Origin of the sequence: Rhizobacter sp. SG703 (assembly GCF_012275445.1) — a bacterium.
Lineage (GTDB): Bacteria > Pseudomonadota > Gammaproteobacteria > Burkholderiales > Burkholderiaceae_C > Rhizobacter.
This window is the reverse complement of the sequence record NZ_JAAZQK010000001.1, coordinates 181,198-197,910: the sequence shown is the minus strand read 5'-3', so window position 1 is coordinate 197,910 and position 16,713 is coordinate 181,198. Positions and strand designations below refer to the sequence as shown.

The window sequence follows — 16,713 nt, the reverse complement described above, 5'->3', positions numbered from 1 at the left end:
CAGATCGAACCACCACGCGCACACGATGCCGGATGGCACGGTGATGACGGGCGAGTCGTGCAGCCACTGCGCACACGGGCCTGCGGCGGCCACCCCGGCGCCCGAGGGTGACCGCAGCCAGGTCGAGTACACCTGCCCGATGCACCCTCAAGTGCGACAGCGGGGGCCTGGCAACTGCCCGATCTGCGGCATGGCGCTCGAACCGGTCGTCGCGACAGCGGACCAGGACGAGAGCCCGGAACTGCGCGACATGACGCGCAGGTTCTGGATCGGCACCGTGCTGACGGCGCCCGTCTTCGCGTTGGAGATGGGCGGCCATCTCTTCGACATTCACCACTTCATTGCCCCGCGGGCCTCGAACTGGGTTCAGCTGCTGCTGGGAACGCCGGTGGTGCTGTGGGCCGGTTGGCCCTTCTTCGCCCGCGCAGCGGCTTCGGTGACGCACCGGAGCCTGAACATGTTCACGCTGATCGCGCTCGGTACGGGGGCTGCGTGGCTCTACAGCATCGCTGCGACGCTCGCACCGGGCTGGTTCCCGCCCGCATTGCGAGGCGAGGACGGTGCGGTCGCGGTCTACTTCGAGGCTGCCGCCGTCATCACGGTGCTGGTGCTGCTCGGCCAGGTGCTGGAACTGCGGGCGCGCGAGAAGACCTCCGGCGCCATCAAGGCGCTCCTCGGACTGGCACCGAAGACGGCGGTCAAGGTCGACGCGCAGGGCCATGACGAGACCGTGCAGGTCGACGCGATCCAGGTGGACGACCTGCTGCGCGTGCGGCCCGGCGAGAAGGTGCCGGTCGACGGTGAACTCACCGAAGGCAAGGGCAACGTCGACGAGTCGATGGTGACCGGCGAGCCCATCCCGGTGGCCAAGGCCGCCGGCGCCAAGGTCACCGCGGGGACGCTGAACCAGACCGGCGGCTTCGTGATGCGGGCCGAGAAGGTCGGCGCCGACACCTTGCTGTCGCAGATCGTCCACATGGTGGCCGCGGCCCAGCGCAGCCGCGCGCCCATCCAGCGGATGGCGGACCAGGTCGCCGGCTGGTTCGTGCCGGCGGTCATCCTCGTCGCCGCGCTGACCTTCGTCGCCTGGCTGGCCTGGGGCCCTGCGCCGGCGTTCAGCTATGCGCTCGTCGCCGCGGTGGCGGTGCTCATCATCGCGTGTCCCTGTGCGCTGGGCCTGGCCACGCCGATGTCCATCATGGTCGGTGTCGGCAAGGGCGCGCAGCACGGCGTGCTGATCCGCGACGCCGAGGCACTCGAGAAGATGGAGAAAGTCGACACGCTCGTGGTCGACAAGACGGGCACGCTGACGGAGGGCCGGCCGAAGGTCGTCCACATCGAGCCGGCGCCCGGTTTCACGGCCGACGAGGTGCTGCAGAAGCTCGCGAGCGTCGAGCGCGCCAGCGAGCATCCGCTGGCCATGGCCATCGTGATGGATGCGCAGCAGCGCCGGCTGGCCCTGTCGCCCGTGACGGACTTCGACTCGCCCGTGGGCAAGGGCGTGGTCGGGACGGTGGCGGGCGTGGCCGTCGTGTCGGGCAGCGCGAAGTTCCTGGCGGAACATTCGATGGCCACTTCTGCGCTGGAGAAGAACGCCGATGGGCTGCGGCAACAGGCCGCGACGGTCATCTTCGTCGGCGTCGGCGGGAAGCTCGCCGGCTTCGTCGCGATTGCGGACCCGATCAAGGCCACGACACCGCAGGCGCTGCAGGCGCTCCAGGCCGCCGGTGTGCGCGTCGTGATGCTCACCGGCGACGGAAAGACCACCGCACAGGCGGTCGGCCGCCAGCTCGGCATCGACGACGTGGTGGCCGATGTGCTGCCGCAAGACAAGGCCGCCGTCGTGAAGCGCCTGCAGGCCGAGGGTCGCGTGGTGGCCATGGCCGGCGACGGTGTCAACGACGCCCCTGCCCTGGCGCAGGCGACGGTCGGGGTCGCGATGGGCACCGGCACCGACGTGGCGATGGAGAGCGCCGGCATCACGCTGCTCAAGGGCGACCTCATGGGCATCGTTCGCGCTCGCGCGCTGTCGCGCGCGACCATGCGCAACATCCGCCAGAACCTGTTCCTGAGCTTCGCCTACAACGTGGCCGGCATCCCGCTCGCGGCAGGCGTCCTGTACCCCTTCTCCGGCCTGCTGTTGTCGCCGGTCGTCGCGGCAGCCGCCATGGCGCTGTCGTCCGTCAGCGTGATCGCCAACGCGCTGCGGCTTCGCACCGTCCAGGTGGAGTGAGGGGCGCGATGCCGCGCCGAATGCGCTTCGCTTCCTCGCCGGGCGGCGTTTCGCGAATGGCTTTTCGAACAGGTGAGGCCGCCTCGCGCCGCTTCCCGGCGAGCCTGAAGCCACGGCCAGGGCCGCTTCAGGGAGGAACGCGGCCGGCGTCCACGTGCGCCTTGAGATCCACCGCCAGGTCGTGGTCCGGGTGTGGTCGAGGACCACGTCCAGGATCTGCAGCGCGTCGCCGCGGCGGTGTTCTTCGGCCGCGCGCGACGCGAGGTCCAGCATCTGCGTCATCCACGCATCCTCGTCGGCGGCTTGGGCCGGCGACTGCGCCTGCGCGGAGTCGGCCTGCTGCCGCAGCAGCCTGGCGGCCAGCCGCCGGCCGAGCGCCGCCGGCGAGCGGTCGTGCAGGCTCCCGTCGGTCCGGGCCACGGGCGACACCTGCGAGCTTCAAGGAACCGACGACGGCATGGCGCGCGCCGGTAGCGTGCAGCATCTGCAGCATCCGGGCGTTCCCCTGGGGCCAGGACGCCTCCAGCGACTGTGCGTCCTGGACATGGAGGCGTCCGTCGATCGACAGGCCATGCGCGATGCACGCGATCGGGCCGCGCCCCGCCCACTGCAGGCCGGGCCGCCCGGTCTGGTTGCGCAGCGGGCCGATGATCAACGACGGGATGCCGTCGCGCGGCAGGCCCGCCGCGGCGGGCTGCGGCTCCGGTGCCGACGGGACGTCGAAGATGTAGCCGAGTCGCGGGATCGAGCGAATGATCGGCGGCGACCCGCCGGGCAACGGGATGAGGCGCTCGCTCATGGCGTCGGGGCGCATCGGGGTGTGGGAAGAGGCATCGGGCTTCGGCAGGGGGCAGACACGCTGGATTGTTGCGCAGGCGCATCGGTGGACGTCGAGACCTGGGCGTCGTCACAAGTCGATCAAGACTGCGCGCCGGCGCTTGTCGAAACTCCAGCACCATGGACTTCGCACGCATCACCCCTCTTGCCACGACCCTGTTTGCCGCCGTGCTGGCCGCGTGCGGCGGTGGATCGAGCAGTTCGGGCGACGCTGCCGTGACGACCGCCAACGGGTCCCCCGCCGCTCCTGCACCCGCGCCCGCACCTGCGCCCGGCTCGTCGATCAACGCCGCGCTCGGCATGCCCGGACGGTTGCTGGGCGGCCTGGGCGCCGGCAATGCGATCGCCGACATGACGAGCCAGCAGATCCACCCGGACATCATCGACACCTACCTGGTCGGGGTGGGAGCCGGTTCGTGGCCGCACTGGAACAGCCCCGACGGGGCCTACGTCACGTATGTCTCCGCGAACGTCAAGGCCGCCGGCGCGGTGCCGCTGTTCACGCTCTACCAGATGGCCTCCAACGGCGACGGCAACATCAGCGGCATCAACGATGCGACCTTCATGGCCACCTATTGGGCCCAGGTCAAGTTGATGTACCAGAAGATCGGCGCGACCGGCCAACCGACGCTGGTCAACCTCGAACCCGATTTCTGGGGCTACGTGCTGACATCGGCGCCCGGCGCCGACCCGACGAAGCTGCCGGCCCGCGCGAGCCTGATGGCGGAATGCGCCAGCCAACCGGACACCGCGGCCGGTCTCGCAGGATGCCTGTTGACGCTCGGACGCACCTATGCGCCCAACGCGAAGATCGGCTTCCCGCCCTCCTTCTGGGGGCGCGATGCCACCACGGTCGGCACCTTCATGGCGAAGCTCGGTGCCGACAAGGCCGACTTCATCGTGGCGCAGACGAGCGATCGCGACGCCGGCTGCTTCGAAGTCGCATCGCCGGTGCCCGAGTGCGCAGGTCGCGGCAGCGGACCGTTCTACTGGGACGAGAGCAATGTCGCGACGCCGAACTTCCGCCAGGACCTTGCCGCGTGGAGCAGCGTGCGGGGCCTGCTCGGCAACCTGCCGATGCTGTTCTGGCAGACGCCGATGGGCGTGCCGTCGGCCACCCCCGGCGGCACGCCCGGCCACTACCGGGACAACCATGTCCACTACATGCTCACGCACCCGACCGAGTACACCGCCGCCGGCGTGTTCGCGATCGTGTTCAGCGGCGGTGGAAGCACCTCCGCCAGCATCACGACCGACGGCGGACAGTTCGCCCGCCTGTTCCAGGCCTACCTGACCCATCCGGCGCCGTTCCCCCGCTGAGCGATGGCGTGCCCTGTCTGCGCCGCAACGATCCGTTGTGCTTGCTTACCACTCGACACCTTCATTCGGCAGGAATGAGGGAATGCGACCGGCGCGGTGCACTCTCTGCGTCGCCGTCATGGCTCGATCAAGATTCGGCTGACCTGCCGGCACTACATTGCCGCGTCTGAACGGCAGAACAAGGAACGGAACGTGACCAGGACATTGGAAGACAACAATCTCGAAGACTTGCCCGATCCGGCACGGCGTGCGTTCTCCTTCGGGCTGGGCCTCTTCCCGATGTTGCCGATGTTGCCGATGCTGTCCGGATGCGATGCAGACACCGAAGACGACGACCCGTCGGCGCAGGCGGCACCGGCCGCAGGGACCGGTGCCACCCCGGCGTCGGCGAGCGGCGTCTTTCGCCATCCCGGCCTGCTGGTCACCGAAGACGACTTCACGCGCATCCGCGCGCACATCCAGGCCGGCCAGCAGCCGTGGACGGACTGGTGGAACAAGCTGTGCGCCGACGGCCTCACCCACCTGGACGCCAAACCGAATCCGCAGGCGGCGGTGTATCGCGCCGACGGCACCAAGTGGGCGATGTACCGCGACATCCAGCGCGCATGGTGCCTGGCACTGCGCTGGCGGCTGTCCGACGACACGCGCTATGCGGACAAGGCCGTCGAGACGCTGGACGCCTGGGCGAACACGTTGAAGATGATCGGGACCGTGCCCGAGGGATCGACCGCCCATGACGACCACACCTTCATCCTGCTGGCCGGCATGCAGGGCCACCAGTGGGCGCAGTCCGGCGAGATCCTGCGCGGCTACAGCGGCTGGGCGCCGGCGAGCCTGGCGCGGTTCCAGGACATGCTGCTGCGGGTCTTCGGCGGCATCTGCCGGGATCGCCTCGCAAACCCGAGCCTCGGGTCCCACGCCAACTGGGACATGTCGTCGCTCTGCGGTGCGCTGGCCATCGGCGTGTTCTGCGACCAGCCCGACCTGTACCGGCAGGCCTGCGACTACTACGCGGGCAACAACCGCGGCAAGCTGCAGATGTTCGGCAACGGCTCCGTCGTGCACGGCGTCTACTTCATGCACCCGGGCCATCTCGGGCAGTGGGAAGAGAGCGGCCGCGACCAGGGGCATTCGACGCTGGGCATGTCGCTGGGCGGCGACCTGCTGGAGATGGCCTGGAACCAGGGCGACGACCTGTACGGGCTCCACGACAACCGTTTCCTCGCGGCGGCCGAGTACGTGGCCCGCTCCAACCTGCTGGACGAGAGCGGCAAGACCTACCCGATGCCCTATGCCCGCGAACACAACCCGTCGCAACCCCACACCTCCCTGTGGACGGAAGTGAACCAGTCGTTCCAGCACGGCCGCAACGCCTGGGAGCCGATCTTCAACCACTATGTGAATCGCATGGGCCTGGCGGCCCCGAACGTCGCGCGCATGGTGCCGCTGTGCGAGCCGAACTACGGGTCGGGCAATGGCGACGACATGGTGTTCCCGACGCTGACGCACCGCCGCGCGGCCTATGCCGGGCCGATGAAGCCGCCGTCCGGCCTCGCGGTCCAGGTGCGCGACGGCCGGGCCGTGCTGTCATGGTGGGGCAGCGTCGGCGCGAGCTCCTATGTGGTGAAGCGGAGCGCCCGTGCCGAAGGCCCCTTCACCGAACTGGCCACGGTCCCGGCAAGCGAACTGCTCACCCACACCGACGCCCCTTCGAGGAGCACCTGGTTCTACCAGGTCACCGCCGTGGGCAGCGACGGCACCCGGGCCAGCTCCAGTGCCGTGCGGGCCGCGGTGGGCGGCGAGAAGCGCCTGGTCCTGCCGCTGAACGGCCTCGGCAACACCGGCACCACCGGCTCGCTGCTGACTCCCGCCGGCGTCCAGTCCAGCATCGAGGGCCGCCTGCTGGACGGCGCGACCTGGGGCGAGGGACGCCGCAACGACAAGGCCCTGGTGTTCGACGGCAAGGCGGCGGGCCTGCAGCTGCCGCCGGGGATCTTCAGCGGCCTGGACGACTTCACCGTGTCGCTGTGGGCGTATGCGAATTCGCTGCGCTGGGACAGCTGCCTGTTCTTCGCCGGGCATGACGGCTTCTCCAGCATGTACATCGCACCGAAGGCCGGCCAGGGCCTGCGTTTCGGGATCTATGGCGCGGGACACAACGACAGCCAGGTCGTGGAAGCACCCGGCTTCATGGCGATACGGCGCTGGGTCCACGTGGCGGTCACGCTGCAGGGCAGCACCGGGCGGCTGTATGTCGACGGCATCGAGGTCGCGAGTTCCAGCGACATCCTGCTGTCGCCGCGCCAGGTCGGCGACCAGGTGGCCTTCCTCGGGCGCAACTGGGCGCACCCGTCGTTCGACGGCCGCATCCAGGACTTCCGGGTCCATGCCGGCGCGCTGAGCGCCGCGGAGATCGCTGCGCTGGCGCAGTGAAGAAAAGGGCCCCGTGCGGGGCCCTGCGCTCAGTCCGAGACCTTCACCCAGTCGTAGTAGGCCGGACCGCCGCCGCCGTTGTAGGTCCCGACGAAGCCGACGGCGCCCGACGAGTTGTTGCCGACCCAGTGGTTCAGCATCAGGCGCATCGGCGCCGAGAACGCCGTGTTGACCCGCCGGAACTCCATCTCCGCGCCGGCATCGTTGACGTGGAACCAGCGCACGTAGGTCGGCCGCCATTCGAAGCCGATGGTCCGCCAGCCGGTGGCGATGGCGAACTGCTGGAAGTTCTGCCGGCCGCCCGTCCACACGTTGGTGTGCAGCACGGTGCCGCCCTTGATGAACTCGAGGTCGATCTCGAAGTGGTTGGAGGTGCCCGCATTGCCGGTGTAGAGAAAGAACGAGCTGTTGCCGCCGGGGATGGTGCCGGGCTGCAGCCGGGTCACGAACTTGCCGTACCGGAAACTCTGCCAGGTGCGCACCTCGGCGCATTTCACCGCGCTGCGGTTGCTGCCGTTGACGTTCAGGTCCAGCCCGCCCCACCCTGTCAGCCATGCTTCGCTGAACGCGAAGGTGCAGCCGAAGATGTCGCCGTTGGCCCAGTTGGCGGTCTCCCAGACCGATCCGTTCGGGCCGCCCGTGCCGTCGAACCCGTCGAAGAAATTGGTCGCCTGCGCGCCCACGTGCAGGCCCATGGCCAGCACCGCGGCGAAGGCGCCCTTGACGATGGAATTGATCATGCTTGTCTCCTCGTTGTGCTTGTCGTGCGCGATCAGGGGGCGAGCTTCACGGTGCCCACGCCCAGGTTGTGCGAGCCCGTCGTGGTGGCGCCGTTGATCACGTCGATCGCGAAGAGACCGGCCTTGACGGTGCCGACTTTCGAGCCGGTGCCGTTGCAGTAGTCCGGCAGCGCAAACATCGTGTCGTTCAGGTCGATGACGAGTTCGGACAGGGTCGCGTCGACGATGGCCTGGGCCGTCGCCGTGCAGCCGTCGCCGGCCACCGGGCTCGGTTGGAGCTTGATCGACAGCACGCCGTCGCTCGACGACTTCAACCGGATCTTCAGCTTGGTGAACCCCGAGGCATCGAAGGCGCTGACCGGTGCCGCGCCGGTGTTGCCGGGCGCGTAGACGCGGATCGCGGTACCGGCATAGGCCTGGTTGCCCGACAGCGACGCGCTGAAGTCCACCTCGCCCGATGCCTGGGTCACCGCGCCGGCCACGATCTCGCCGCTCTTCTCCGCGAAGAAGTAGGTCTCGATCTTGCCGGCCTCGCTGGTGTCGGTCGCGCTCGACGGGGTTGCGAACGCGACGTCGCCCGACGAAGGACCGGCGGGCGGTGCCGGCACGGGTGCCGACGGCGGCGCAGAGGCAGCCGGTGTGGGGGCCGCCGACGTGGGGACGCTGGTCCCTCCTCCGCCGCAAGCCGTGAGCGCCACCGCGCCGAAGAGCGCGGTCAAGGCGGTGCATGAATGCCGAACTGAACGCCGAAACATCTGATCCACTGGTGTCTCCTGAAGTGACACGTGGATGGTGTTCTCACGCTGCCTGCAGCGCCGTCGTGCGTTTGCGTTTGACCGTGCCGTTCTTGCGCTCAACGCCCGGCGTTCAGTAGCACATCATCAAGCCGAACTTGTTGCGCTCGCAGGTGACGACGCGCGTGCGTGCGGCCGGCTCGGCGGCCGCGCGAGGCGGCGTCGGCCTCGCCACCGGACGGGCGACCGGCGCCGCGACATTCAACGAGTCGTACGCCGTCTTCCAGGCCGCCACCCGCGCGCGCGACACGGCTGCAAGCTCGTCCTTCTGGTAGATGCGGACATGGTCGACGAGCATCGGCTCGGCGCCCGGTCCGACCTCCAGGTTCAGCAGGAAGGGCCATTGCTCGAAGACATCCCGCGCGCCGGGCGGCACGTCGGCGCGCAGCACCGCTTTCACCGCCACGTCGTCGACGGCCCAGCGGATCTTCACCGGGTCCCATTCGAGCGAGAAGCGGTGGAAGCCGTCATCCGAAGGCGTCAATTCCACCGACGCATGGAACGCCGGCTCGTCGCTGATGCCCGGCGCATTCAGGCCGAGACCGAGGTCGGCCCCCTCCTTCTCGATCAACGTGATCTCGCCGGCTTCCAGCCAGTCGAGCGATGCCAGCGGTGCCCCTTGCAGCGAGACGCGTGCGTTGCCGGCCGGCAGCTTCGCGCGCAACTCGATGCGGCCGTAGACCATCGCGCCCGTCGGACGCACGTGAAGGCTGCTCGCGGGCGGCAGCAGCAAGCGGCCGTTGCCGTCGAGCTGCGGTCCTGCTCCGCCGGGCGCCTTGTGCACGCGCCAGCGTTTCTCGTCGACCCGCCCCGTGGCCGCCGCATCGAACTCGTCGGCCCAGGCGAGCCGCCATGCGGCGTCCCGCGTCTCGCGGGGAACGGGTGCCGCCTCGCTCGCGGCATTCGAGAACTCGATGCGCCCCACCTCGAAGCGCACCGGCTCCTCCGAGGGTTCGTTGGCCGTGACCTCCACGCTCGCGACGGCCGGCAGCGTCTGCGCGATGCTCGCGCCGTTGCCGGCGCAATAGGGCTCGGGCTCGAAGACCGCCAGCGGGATGTCGATGTCCATCGTGCCCCGCACCTTCTGCAGCAGCACCGGGTAGCAGCCGGTGTTCTGCAGCCTCGTGTCCGTGCCCTTGATCCGGATGCGAAGCACCTGTTCGACCGGCGACACGAGCCGGATGCGCAGGTTGCGGAACGCGGAGAGGTCGATCGCCGCCCCGCCGCGACCCGCTCCCACGTCCACGCCCAGCGTGCTCCAGGTGCTGCCGTGCGCACGGCTCAGGCGGCCGGACACCCGCACCCCGCCGTCGAAGACGCCGAGCGGATCGGCCGCGACGTCGCCGGGCTTCTCGGAGATCTGGAGAAGATTCACCGGCGGGCGCGGGCGGCCGGCCGGAGCGGTCCGGAAATCGGCCCACACCACCGACGGCGCATCGGCGCCCCGGGCCGGCGCGGACAGCCATGCCGCGGCAAGCGCTGCCAGGTACCACGGTGCGCGCTTCATTGCGCGCTGACCGGCATGCACAGCTCGCAGCGCACGAACGGCGAACCGGGCGGCGGCGAGCCGGGTTCGCAGCGCTGGATGAAATGTCCTTCCGCGAGCGCGAACGGAGAGGTCGGCAGCCATTCGGTGAGCAAGGTGTTCCAGCCGCGCCCGATCTCGCTCGACGGGCCTTCGTAGTGCAGGCAGGCCGCCCAGTGCGCCGGCAGGCTCTTTCGCATGGCCCTCAGGCCGGGGTCCTGCCAGCCCGCGGGCAGCTCGACGCAGGCGTCCATGCGGCAATGCGCCGCGCGGGTGATGGCCGGGTCGTCGAGGCCGATGGACAGCATCGGCCGGTCCGACAGGCCCAGGCTGTCGACCCAGGGCACGAAGCGCGCGTACAGGATCTCCGAGCTGTGGCCGTAGTCGCCGCGCTCGCGCATGTAGAGGCATTCCTTGGCGTCGAAGTGCCTGAGCTCGACACGGCCGCGGGTGGCGGTCCGGCCGTCGTCGGCCGGCGCTCGCCAGTCGTTCCACCCGCCCGAACGCCAGCGCGACGGCGTCATGCCGAAGTGCTCGCGGAAGGCCCGGGCGAAGGCTTCCGGCGACGCGAAGCCGCAGCTGCGCGAAACGGCCGTGACCTTCTCGTTCGGGCAGTGGCGCAGCCGGCCGGCCGCCATCTCGAGCCGGCGGCGCCGCACGAACTCCTTCGCCGTCTCGCCGCTCCAGGCCAGGAAGAGCCGGTGGAAGTGAAAGGGCGAGAACGCTGCGCAGTCGCTCAGCCGCTCCAGGCTCAGGTCCTTCGACAGGTGCGACTCGACATGGTCCAGCACCTGCTCCATGCGCCGCAGGTGGTGGCTGCGCAGCGAGGGTTGCTCGCGCGGGCGAACAGGGGGCAGGCTCGGGCCGCAGGGCCTCTCGATGCCGTGGAAAGTCGGGTGGGTCATGGTCATGTCCGTGGCAACGTTCATGCAAGCGCTTGCATGGCCAGTGTATGAACGGTCTGCCGGTGCCGGCCCAGGGGGGAACCCTGAACGGACCTGACCGATCTTGCGGTTTCGCGGCCGAGGCGCACCGGGACAGGGCGCCCTGCGTCAACCTGTGACAGGAACCGCCTTGGTCGATTCGCGGACGATCAATTCCAGCTTCGCCATCGACGCGCGCGGCGGCTTGCGGCCCTCGATCAGCGCGACGACGGCCCCCGCGGCTTCCCGGCCGAGGTCGCGCAGCGGCTGCCGCACCGAGGTCAACGGCGGCAGCGAGAAGGACGAATGGGCCAGGTCGTCGTAGCCCACGATGGACATGTCGTCGGGCACGCGCACCCCGCGCCGGTACAGCGCGAGCATCGCGCCGTAGGCGGAGTCGTCGTTGGCGGCGAAGACCGCGCTGAACGGCAGGCCGCGATCGAGCAGCATGTTCATCGCCGTCACGCCGCCGGTCTCGACGTAGCCGCCCGGCGCCACCAGCCGCTCGTCGAAGGGGAGCCCGGCCGCGACCAGGGTGTCGCGGTAGCCGCGCAGGCGCTCTTCGGCGTCCTGGCGTCCCGGCGGGCCGGCGATGAAAGCGATGCGGCGGTGGCCGAGTTCGAGCAGGTGGCGCACCGCCTCGCTGGCGCCGGCATGGTGGTCGAAGCACAGCGAATGCACCCGCATCGACGCCGACAGCCGCCCGAGCAGGACCGTGGGCACGCCGCGCGCATGGTGGTCCAGCAGTTCGTCGTCCAGGTCGCCGACCAGCAGGATCACGCCGTCCACCCGGCGGCCCATCAGCGACATCAGCCGCTGCTCTTCCTCGACCTTGTTCCAGTGGCCGCTCACGAAGATGGCCTCGTAGCGGTGGCTGGCCAACCCGTCTTCGACACCGCGCATGGCCTCGTTGAAGAACGAGCTGGAGATCTCCTGCGTCAGCACGCCGACGGTCATCGTGCGGCCCTTGGCGAGCCCGCGCGCGACCAGGTTGGGCCGGTAGTTCAGGCGCTTGATGCTGCTCTCGATGGCCGCCGCCTTCTCTTCGGCAACGACGTGGGTGCCGCTCAGGTAGCGCGACACCGTGCTCGTGGAGACCCCGGCCAGGCGCGCCACCTCTTCGAGCGTGACGCTGGTGTTGTCGATGGGCATGGCGCGATGATAGCGCTTGACTTTCCAGCGCGTGGAAAGGGAAAGGCCGTGCGGGTCGGGGTATGACGCCCGGTAAACCACGGGGTTTCCCGATTGCATCCGCCGATTCGCAAGAACGGTCAGGCCTTGGCATTGCAAGCGCTTGCACGGAACGCTATCGTGCCGGCCATGAAGCCGAAAGCCCTCCCTCACCCCACCCCCTTCCGCTCGGCCGCGCGCTGCGTCGGCGTCTTTGCCCTCACGGTGGCGACCTGGGCGAACGCGCAGGTCGCCACGGTGCGCATCGACCCGTCGCGCGCCGGTCCGGCCGTCAATCGTCAGGTGCTGTCCGGTTTCAACTTCGGCAACTGGATGTCGGTGACGGAATTCCGCGATGAACTCGCCAAGGTCCCGGCCGCTGCACTGCGCTTCCCCGGCGGCAACGTCGGCGACGACCACGACATGGACGAGCCGACGCTGGACGCGTTCAAGTCGCTGCTGTCGCAGGTCGCGGGCGAACGCGAGTTGCTCGTGCAGACGCGCGTGTTCCAGGGGCGCCCGGACCGCCCGGCCGCCAACACGCCGCAGGACGCGGCCCGCGCGGTGCGCCTGGCCCGCGCCCGCGGGCTGGACGTCAGGATCTGGGAGATCGGCAACGAACCCGATCTGTTCAGCACCGTGCGCGGCGACGCGAGCTGGACGGTCCGGCGTTATTGCGACGTCTTCCGTGCGCAGGCCGCGGCGATTCGCCGCGAGGACCCGAAGGCCTTGATCGCCGGCCCCGCCGTCTCCGGCGACCAGCCCGGCGCCCCGCTCTTCCTCGAGCGCTTCGTCGAGCTGTGCGGCGACGTCGTGGACGTGCTCACCTGGCACATCTACCCCACCGAAGGCGACGGCACCGAAGAAGCCGCGCTCGCGACGGTGGCCGAGGTCGACCGCTCGATCGCGCGCTTCTCCGCACTGTGGAAGGACCGCTCGCGCAACCCGCTCGGCCACGAGAGGAGCATCCGGTTCGGCGTGACGGAATACAGCCTGTCATGGCGCACCGACCGGCCGCGCTTCCTGTCCGACCAGGTGGGTGCGATGTGGGCTGCCGAATCGGCCCTGCGCATGGCGCAGCACGGGGTGAGCCTGGCCCACTACTTCGCCTACATGGGCACCGGGTTCCACGGGCTGCTGGACACTGGGGGCGTGCCGCGCCCGACCTACTACGGCTTCGGCATCCTGGGCGAGCTGGATGGCACCTTCGTCGAAGCGAGCAGCAGCGACCCGATGCTGTGGGCCCATGCGACGAAGAAAGGTTCGCAGCTACAACTCGTGCTGTTCAACACCGGCACGCAGGCCCGCCCGGTGCGCATCGACGGCCAGGCCGCGTTGACGCTGAAGGATGCACGCTTCTTCGACGCGGGCATCGTGGACGACGAGAAGCCGTTGCAGCCGCTCGCCGCGCAGGCGGGGCGCACGATCACCCTGCCCGCCCGCTCGATGGCGATCGTCCGGCTGGAGCTGGCACCATGAGGCCCGATCAACGCCTGCGCCGCCGCCTGCTCGCCGCCTCGGCACTCGGCCTGGGCCTGCCGGCCTGCGGCAGTCCGCCGAAGAAGGCGTCTGGGCTCGACGATGCGCTGGCACTGCCGGTCCTCGTCGACCGCGACGAGGACAGCGGCCGTGGCATCTTCTTCGGCCTCTTCCGCGAGAGCGCGCTGCCCGACCTGCTGGTCGACGCGCAAGCCGACCTGCGCCGCCAGCCGGCGGCCGCGATGTGGTTCACCCGCTTCGGCGCGGCTTTTCCGGAATCGCAGATCCGGTTCCTCGCGCAGCACGGCGTGGCGGCGCAAGTGACCTGGGAGCCCTGGGGCTTCGACAACAGCCCGGTGGCGCTCGCCGACATCGTCGCAGGCAAGTGGGATGCCACCATCGACGCGTGGGCGCAGGGCGCGGCACGCATCGACCACCCCTTCATGCTGCGCGTGGGCCATGAATTCAACGGCGACTGGTACCCCTGGTGCCTGGTGAAGAACGGCCGCCAGCCGCAGCTCTTTGCGCGGGCCCACCGCCACATCGTCGAGCGCTTTCGCGCGGCCGGCGCGAACAAGGTCCGCTGGGTCTGGTGCTTCAACAACGACAGCACGCCCGCGGAGTCCTGGAACGACCCGCGCGCCGCCTACCCCGGCGACGAGTACGTCGACTGGATCGGCATCGACGGCTACAACTTCGGCACCAGCCAGAGCTGGTCGCACTGGACGCCCTTCAGCCAGGTCTTCGGCCGCGCGGTCGGGATGGCGCGCGAGATCGCACCGTCCAAGCCCATCGTGCTGGCCGAACTCGGCTGCTCGGAAATCGGCGGCGACAAGGTCGCATGGATCGAGCGCATGTTCAGCGACATCGAGACGCTGCCCAACGTCCGCGCCTTCACCTGGTTCGACATCATCAAGGAGACCAGCTGGGCGCTGACCTCCAGCAACGATTGCTGGCTCGCCGCGATCCAGGGCCTTCGCCGCGCGTCCATTCGCGGAAACGGGAACGCGCTGCTGTCCATCACCACCACGAGGAAACCGGCATGAACACCAGAAGCGCCACGGGCCCTGCAGCGCTCGCAACCATGATCGTCGCGGTGCTTGCCGCGGGCTGCACCACGGCGCGCCCGCCGACGGCCGCCATCGCGGGCAACGACGCCGCGCGCGCACCGACGAGCCCTGCCGCCGAGCCGGCGGTCGACGGCAACCGCCTCGTGCTCGCGACCATGAAGGCCGGCACCGGGACCGATCAAGGAGGCGCAACCGATGCCTTCGCGTATGCCGAGAAGGCCGGCGATGCCTCGGTCGGCAAGCTGGCGGCCGCCGACGGGGTCGCCCGCGTGACCGGGATCATCTGGCCGCAGAAGGGCAGCACCTGGGCCGGTGTCGGTTTCACCGTCGGCGTGAGCCGCGGCGGCAAGCCGATGGACGCCTCGGCCTACAAGACCTTGACGCTGCAACTGGCCGCCAGCACGCCGGGCGTGCTGCGCATCCGCGTGCTCGGCGACGAGAAGGCCATTCGCGATGCCGGCTGCTACCCCGTCGTGCTGCAGCCGGTCACGCCGGAACTGCGCGAGTACAGCATCCCGCTGGCCCGGTTCGCCTCGGAGTCGTACTGCGGTGCCAATGCGCGAACCGTCGCGGTCACGCAGGGCGCGCTGTCGGCCGTGGAAGTGGCCGACGCCAAGGTGGGCGGCGGCAAGCGCGACGTCGACTTCCAGGTGGGGCGCCTCACGCTGGGCCGCTGAACCGCATCGGAATCAGAGCGAGAAGCCGAGCAGCGCCGCGACGCCAGCCTCCTTGTTGGGGCGTGCAAAACCGTCGCGCGTCAGCCGGCTCATCCGGATCGTCAGCGTGTCGGTCATGAACCACTTGTCGTACAGCGCGTTGATCTCGCCGCTCGCGTAGAGACGCATCAAGCTGCGGTCCACCGCCGCCAGCAAGGCCTGGTCGCCCTTTCGGACCATCACCGCATAGGGTTCGACCGACAGCGCCAGCGGGCTCACTTCGAGCGAATCGAGCGCCCTGTCGGCGGACGCCAGGCCGAGCAGCAAGGAGTCGTCCTGCGGGAAGGCCCGGGCCCGGCCTTCCTTCAGCGCCTGGTAGGCCTCGGCATTGCTGGTATAGGACTGGAACTTCGCACGCAGTTCTCCATCGGCCAACTGCCTGAACAGCTTCTCCGAGGTGGTGCCCTGGATCAGCGCGATGGGCAAGCCGTTCAGGTCCTTCACGGACTCGACGTGAAGGCTCCTGGGCGTCAGCACGCGCATCGAGGCCACGAAGAACGAGTAGCTGAAATCGACCTTCTGCTGGCGCGCCTGCGTGTTGGTCGTGGAGCCGCATTCGAGGTCGATCTCACCGCTCTGCAGCTTGGGAATGCGCTCCGCACCGCTGACGACCTTGAACTGCACCTTGAGCTCGCCGAGCTTCAGCTCGCGCTTGATCTCCTCGACGGCGTTCATGCACAAGTCGACCGAGTAGCCGATGGGTTGCTTCTGCGCGTTCAGGAACGAGAAGGGCCTGGCCGATTCGCGCACGCCGATGGTGATGGTCCGGCTGTCGCGGATCCTGGCCAGGGTGTCGCCGCGGGACTGTGGCCATGCGGCGCCGACGGAACCAAGAAGCAGCAAGCACAGCAACACGCGAGGGTGAAATGAAGACATGACCTGGACTCCGCGACAAACCTGAAGTCTGGCGGTCGCGCCCACCAAAAAAATGATCGACTGTCTATCGATCCATGATCTCGATGAACCGGGCTCGCCGCCCTCCTCTTTCTGCATCGGCAAGCGGGCCGACGCATCCGGGGCACCCATCCGATTGGATGTAAATCGGGTGCGCTGAAATTGCATCCTGTTGCACTGCGTCTCGCAGCGCCAACGCCCTGCGTGGGCATCCATCGTTTCCGCAAGTTTGGTCAATTTTCCGCACATCGCGACTCACACAATCGCGCCGGAAATCGGGAGCGCAGCACATCGAATGAGATGGGCGCGCCGCACTTGGACGCAACAGGATCTTCACGATGAACATGCCAGGCCAACGACCCAGACGCGCAACTGCGACAAGCGCACTGCTGTGCGCACTGGTGATGACAGCGTGTGGAGGGGGCAATGATTCCGGCACCGCTGCGGCGCCGGTAGGGTCGGCACCTGCACCTGCACCCGCGCCTGCACCTGCACCTGCACCTGCACCTGCACCTGCACCTGCACCTGCACCTGCACCTGCACCTGCACCTGCACCTGCACCTGCACCTGCACCTGCGC

14 protein-coding genes are annotated in these 16,713 nt (G+C 69.2%); 6 read left to right on the top strand and 8 right to left on the bottom strand.

From position 1 onward, the window contains the following. Positions 1–25 precede the first annotated feature (25 nt). Positions 26–2,233, top strand: coding sequence for a copper-transporting P-type ATPase (locus FHT26_RS00820; RefSeq protein ID WP_168558674.1), 2,208 nt, complete (start codon positions 26–28; stop codon positions 2,231–2,233). Positions 2,234–2,360: 127 nt separating this feature from the next. On the opposite strand, the gene FHT26_RS00815 is transcribed toward FHT26_RS00820, so the two are convergent. Next, complete coding sequence (locus FHT26_RS00815) at positions 2,361–3,047, bottom strand: hypothetical protein (protein ID WP_168558305.1); 687 nt, start codon at positions 3,045–3,047, stop codon at positions 2,361–2,363. Between the two features lie 143 nt (positions 3,048–3,190). On the opposite strand from FHT26_RS00815, the gene FHT26_RS00810 reads away from it, so the two are divergent. Both FHT26_RS00810 and FHT26_RS00805 read left to right on the top strand, forming a co-directional pair. Beyond that, complete coding sequence (locus FHT26_RS00810) at positions 3,191–4,390, top strand: hypothetical protein (RefSeq protein ID WP_168558304.1); 1,200 nt, start codon at positions 3,191–3,193, stop codon at positions 4,388–4,390. Between the two features lie 192 nt (positions 4,391–4,582). Next, positions 4,583–6,823, top strand: a complete 2,241-nt coding sequence (locus tag FHT26_RS00805) for a LamG-like jellyroll fold domain-containing protein (RefSeq protein ID WP_349238057.1) — start codon at positions 4,583–4,585, stop codon at positions 6,821–6,823. Positions 6,824–6,852: 29 nt separating this feature from the next. Here the strand turns inward: FHT26_RS00805 and FHT26_RS00800 are convergent, their stop codons facing one another. From FHT26_RS00800 to FHT26_RS00780, 5 genes are all read right to left on the bottom strand, one after another. Then, positions 6,853–7,563 (bottom strand): family 16 glycosylhydrolase, encoded by a 711-nt coding sequence (locus FHT26_RS00800; protein ID WP_168558303.1) that lies wholly within the window; start codon positions 7,561–7,563, stop codon positions 6,853–6,855. 32 nt (positions 7,564–7,595) lie between these two features. After that, positions 7,596–8,171 carry a hypothetical protein gene (locus FHT26_RS00795; RefSeq protein ID WP_168558302.1) on the bottom strand — a complete coding sequence of 192 codons (576 nt, stop codon included), beginning with the start codon at positions 8,169–8,171 and terminating at the stop codon, positions 7,596–7,598. Positions 8,172–8,430: 259 nt separating this feature from the next. After that, entirely contained in the window at positions 8,431–9,864 is a 1,434-nt protein-coding gene (locus FHT26_RS00790; RefSeq protein ID WP_168558301.1) for a glycoside hydrolase family 16 protein, read from the bottom strand. After that, positions 9,861–10,787: an AraC family transcriptional regulator gene (locus FHT26_RS00785; protein ID WP_168558300.1), complete on the bottom strand. Its 927-nt coding sequence runs from the start codon at positions 10,785–10,787 to the stop codon at positions 9,861–9,863. The genes FHT26_RS00790 and FHT26_RS00785 overlap by 4 nt, the downstream gene beginning before the upstream one ends. 147 nt (positions 10,788–10,934) lie before the next feature. Then, complete coding sequence (locus FHT26_RS00780; RefSeq protein WP_168558299.1) at positions 10,935–11,957, bottom strand: LacI family DNA-binding transcriptional regulator; 1,023 nt, start codon at positions 11,955–11,957, stop codon at positions 10,935–10,937. A 168-nt stretch (positions 11,958–12,125) separates the two neighbouring features. Between FHT26_RS00780 and FHT26_RS00775 the strand changes: the two genes are divergently transcribed. Genes FHT26_RS00775 through FHT26_RS00765 form a run of 3 tightly spaced genes read left to right on the top strand, consistent with a single transcriptional unit; the run spans position 12,126 to position 15,201 of the window. After that, the gene (locus FHT26_RS00775; protein WP_168558298.1) at positions 12,126–13,454 is read left to right on the top strand and encodes a glycoside hydrolase family protein; all 1,329 of its coding nucleotides are present in this window, start codon (positions 12,126–12,128) and stop codon (positions 13,452–13,454) included. Continuing rightward, positions 13,451–14,500 carry a glycoside hydrolase family 26 protein gene (locus tag FHT26_RS00770; protein ID WP_168558297.1) on the top strand — a complete coding sequence of 350 codons (1,050 nt, stop codon included), beginning with the start codon at positions 13,451–13,453 and terminating at the stop codon, positions 14,498–14,500. Before FHT26_RS00775 ends, FHT26_RS00770 begins: the two co-directional genes overlap by 4 nt. Beyond that, the gene (locus tag FHT26_RS00765) at positions 14,497–15,201 is read left to right on the top strand and encodes a hypothetical protein (RefSeq protein ID WP_168558296.1); all 705 of its coding nucleotides are present in this window, start codon (positions 14,497–14,499) and stop codon (positions 15,199–15,201) included. The genes FHT26_RS00770 and FHT26_RS00765 overlap by 4 nt, the downstream gene beginning before the upstream one ends. Positions 15,202–15,213: 12 nt before the next feature. Here FHT26_RS00765 and FHT26_RS00760 read toward each other — a convergent pair whose 3' ends face one another. Continuing rightward, positions 15,214–16,350: an amino acid ABC transporter substrate-binding protein gene (locus tag FHT26_RS00760; RefSeq protein ID WP_246867656.1), complete on the bottom strand. Its 1,137-nt coding sequence runs from the start codon at positions 16,348–16,350 to the stop codon at positions 15,214–15,216. A 117-nt stretch (positions 16,351–16,467) separates the two neighbouring features. Continuing rightward, positions 16,468–16,713, bottom strand: a 246-nt coding sequence (locus FHT26_RS29450; RefSeq protein ID WP_210427195.1) for a hypothetical protein, incomplete at its 5' end; no start/stop codon positions are given.

Bases quoted from the DNA above. Each gene is read 5' to 3' on its own strand.
- FHT26_RS00820 (WP_168558674.1), top strand. From the start codon at position 26: ATGCCGGATGGCACGGTGATGACGGGCGAGTCGTGCAGCCACTGCGCA.
- FHT26_RS00815 (WP_168558305.1), bottom strand. From the start codon at position 3,047: ATGCGCCCCGACGCCATGAGCGAGCGCCTCATCCCGTTGCCCGGCGGG.
- FHT26_RS00810 (WP_168558304.1), top strand. From the start codon at position 3,191: ATGGACTTCGCACGCATCACCCCTCTTGCCACGACCCTGTTTGCCGCC.
- FHT26_RS00800 (WP_168558303.1), bottom strand. From the start codon at position 7,563: ATGATCAATTCCATCGTCAAGGGCGCCTTCGCCGCGGTGCTGGCCATG.
- FHT26_RS00790 (WP_168558301.1), bottom strand. From the start codon at position 9,864: ATGAAGCGCGCACCGTGGTACCTGGCAGCGCTTGCCGCGGCATGGCTG.
- FHT26_RS00785 (WP_168558300.1), bottom strand. From the start codon at position 10,787: ATGACCCACCCGACTTTCCACGGCATCGAGAGGCCCTGCGGCCCGAGC.
- FHT26_RS00780 (WP_168558299.1), bottom strand. From the start codon at position 11,957: ATGCCCATCGACAACACCAGCGTCACGCTCGAAGAGGTGGCGCGCCTG.
- FHT26_RS00775 (WP_168558298.1), top strand. From the start codon at position 12,126: ATGAAGCCGAAAGCCCTCCCTCACCCCACCCCCTTCCGCTCGGCCGCG.
- FHT26_RS00770 (WP_168558297.1), top strand. From the start codon at position 13,451: ATGAGGCCCGATCAACGCCTGCGCCGCCGCCTGCTCGCCGCCTCGGCA.
- FHT26_RS00765 (WP_168558296.1), top strand. From the start codon at position 14,497: ATGAACACCAGAAGCGCCACGGGCCCTGCAGCGCTCGCAACCATGATC.
- FHT26_RS00760 (WP_246867656.1), bottom strand. From the start codon at position 16,350: ATGGATGCCCACGCAGGGCGTTGGCGCTGCGAGACGCAGTGCAACAGG.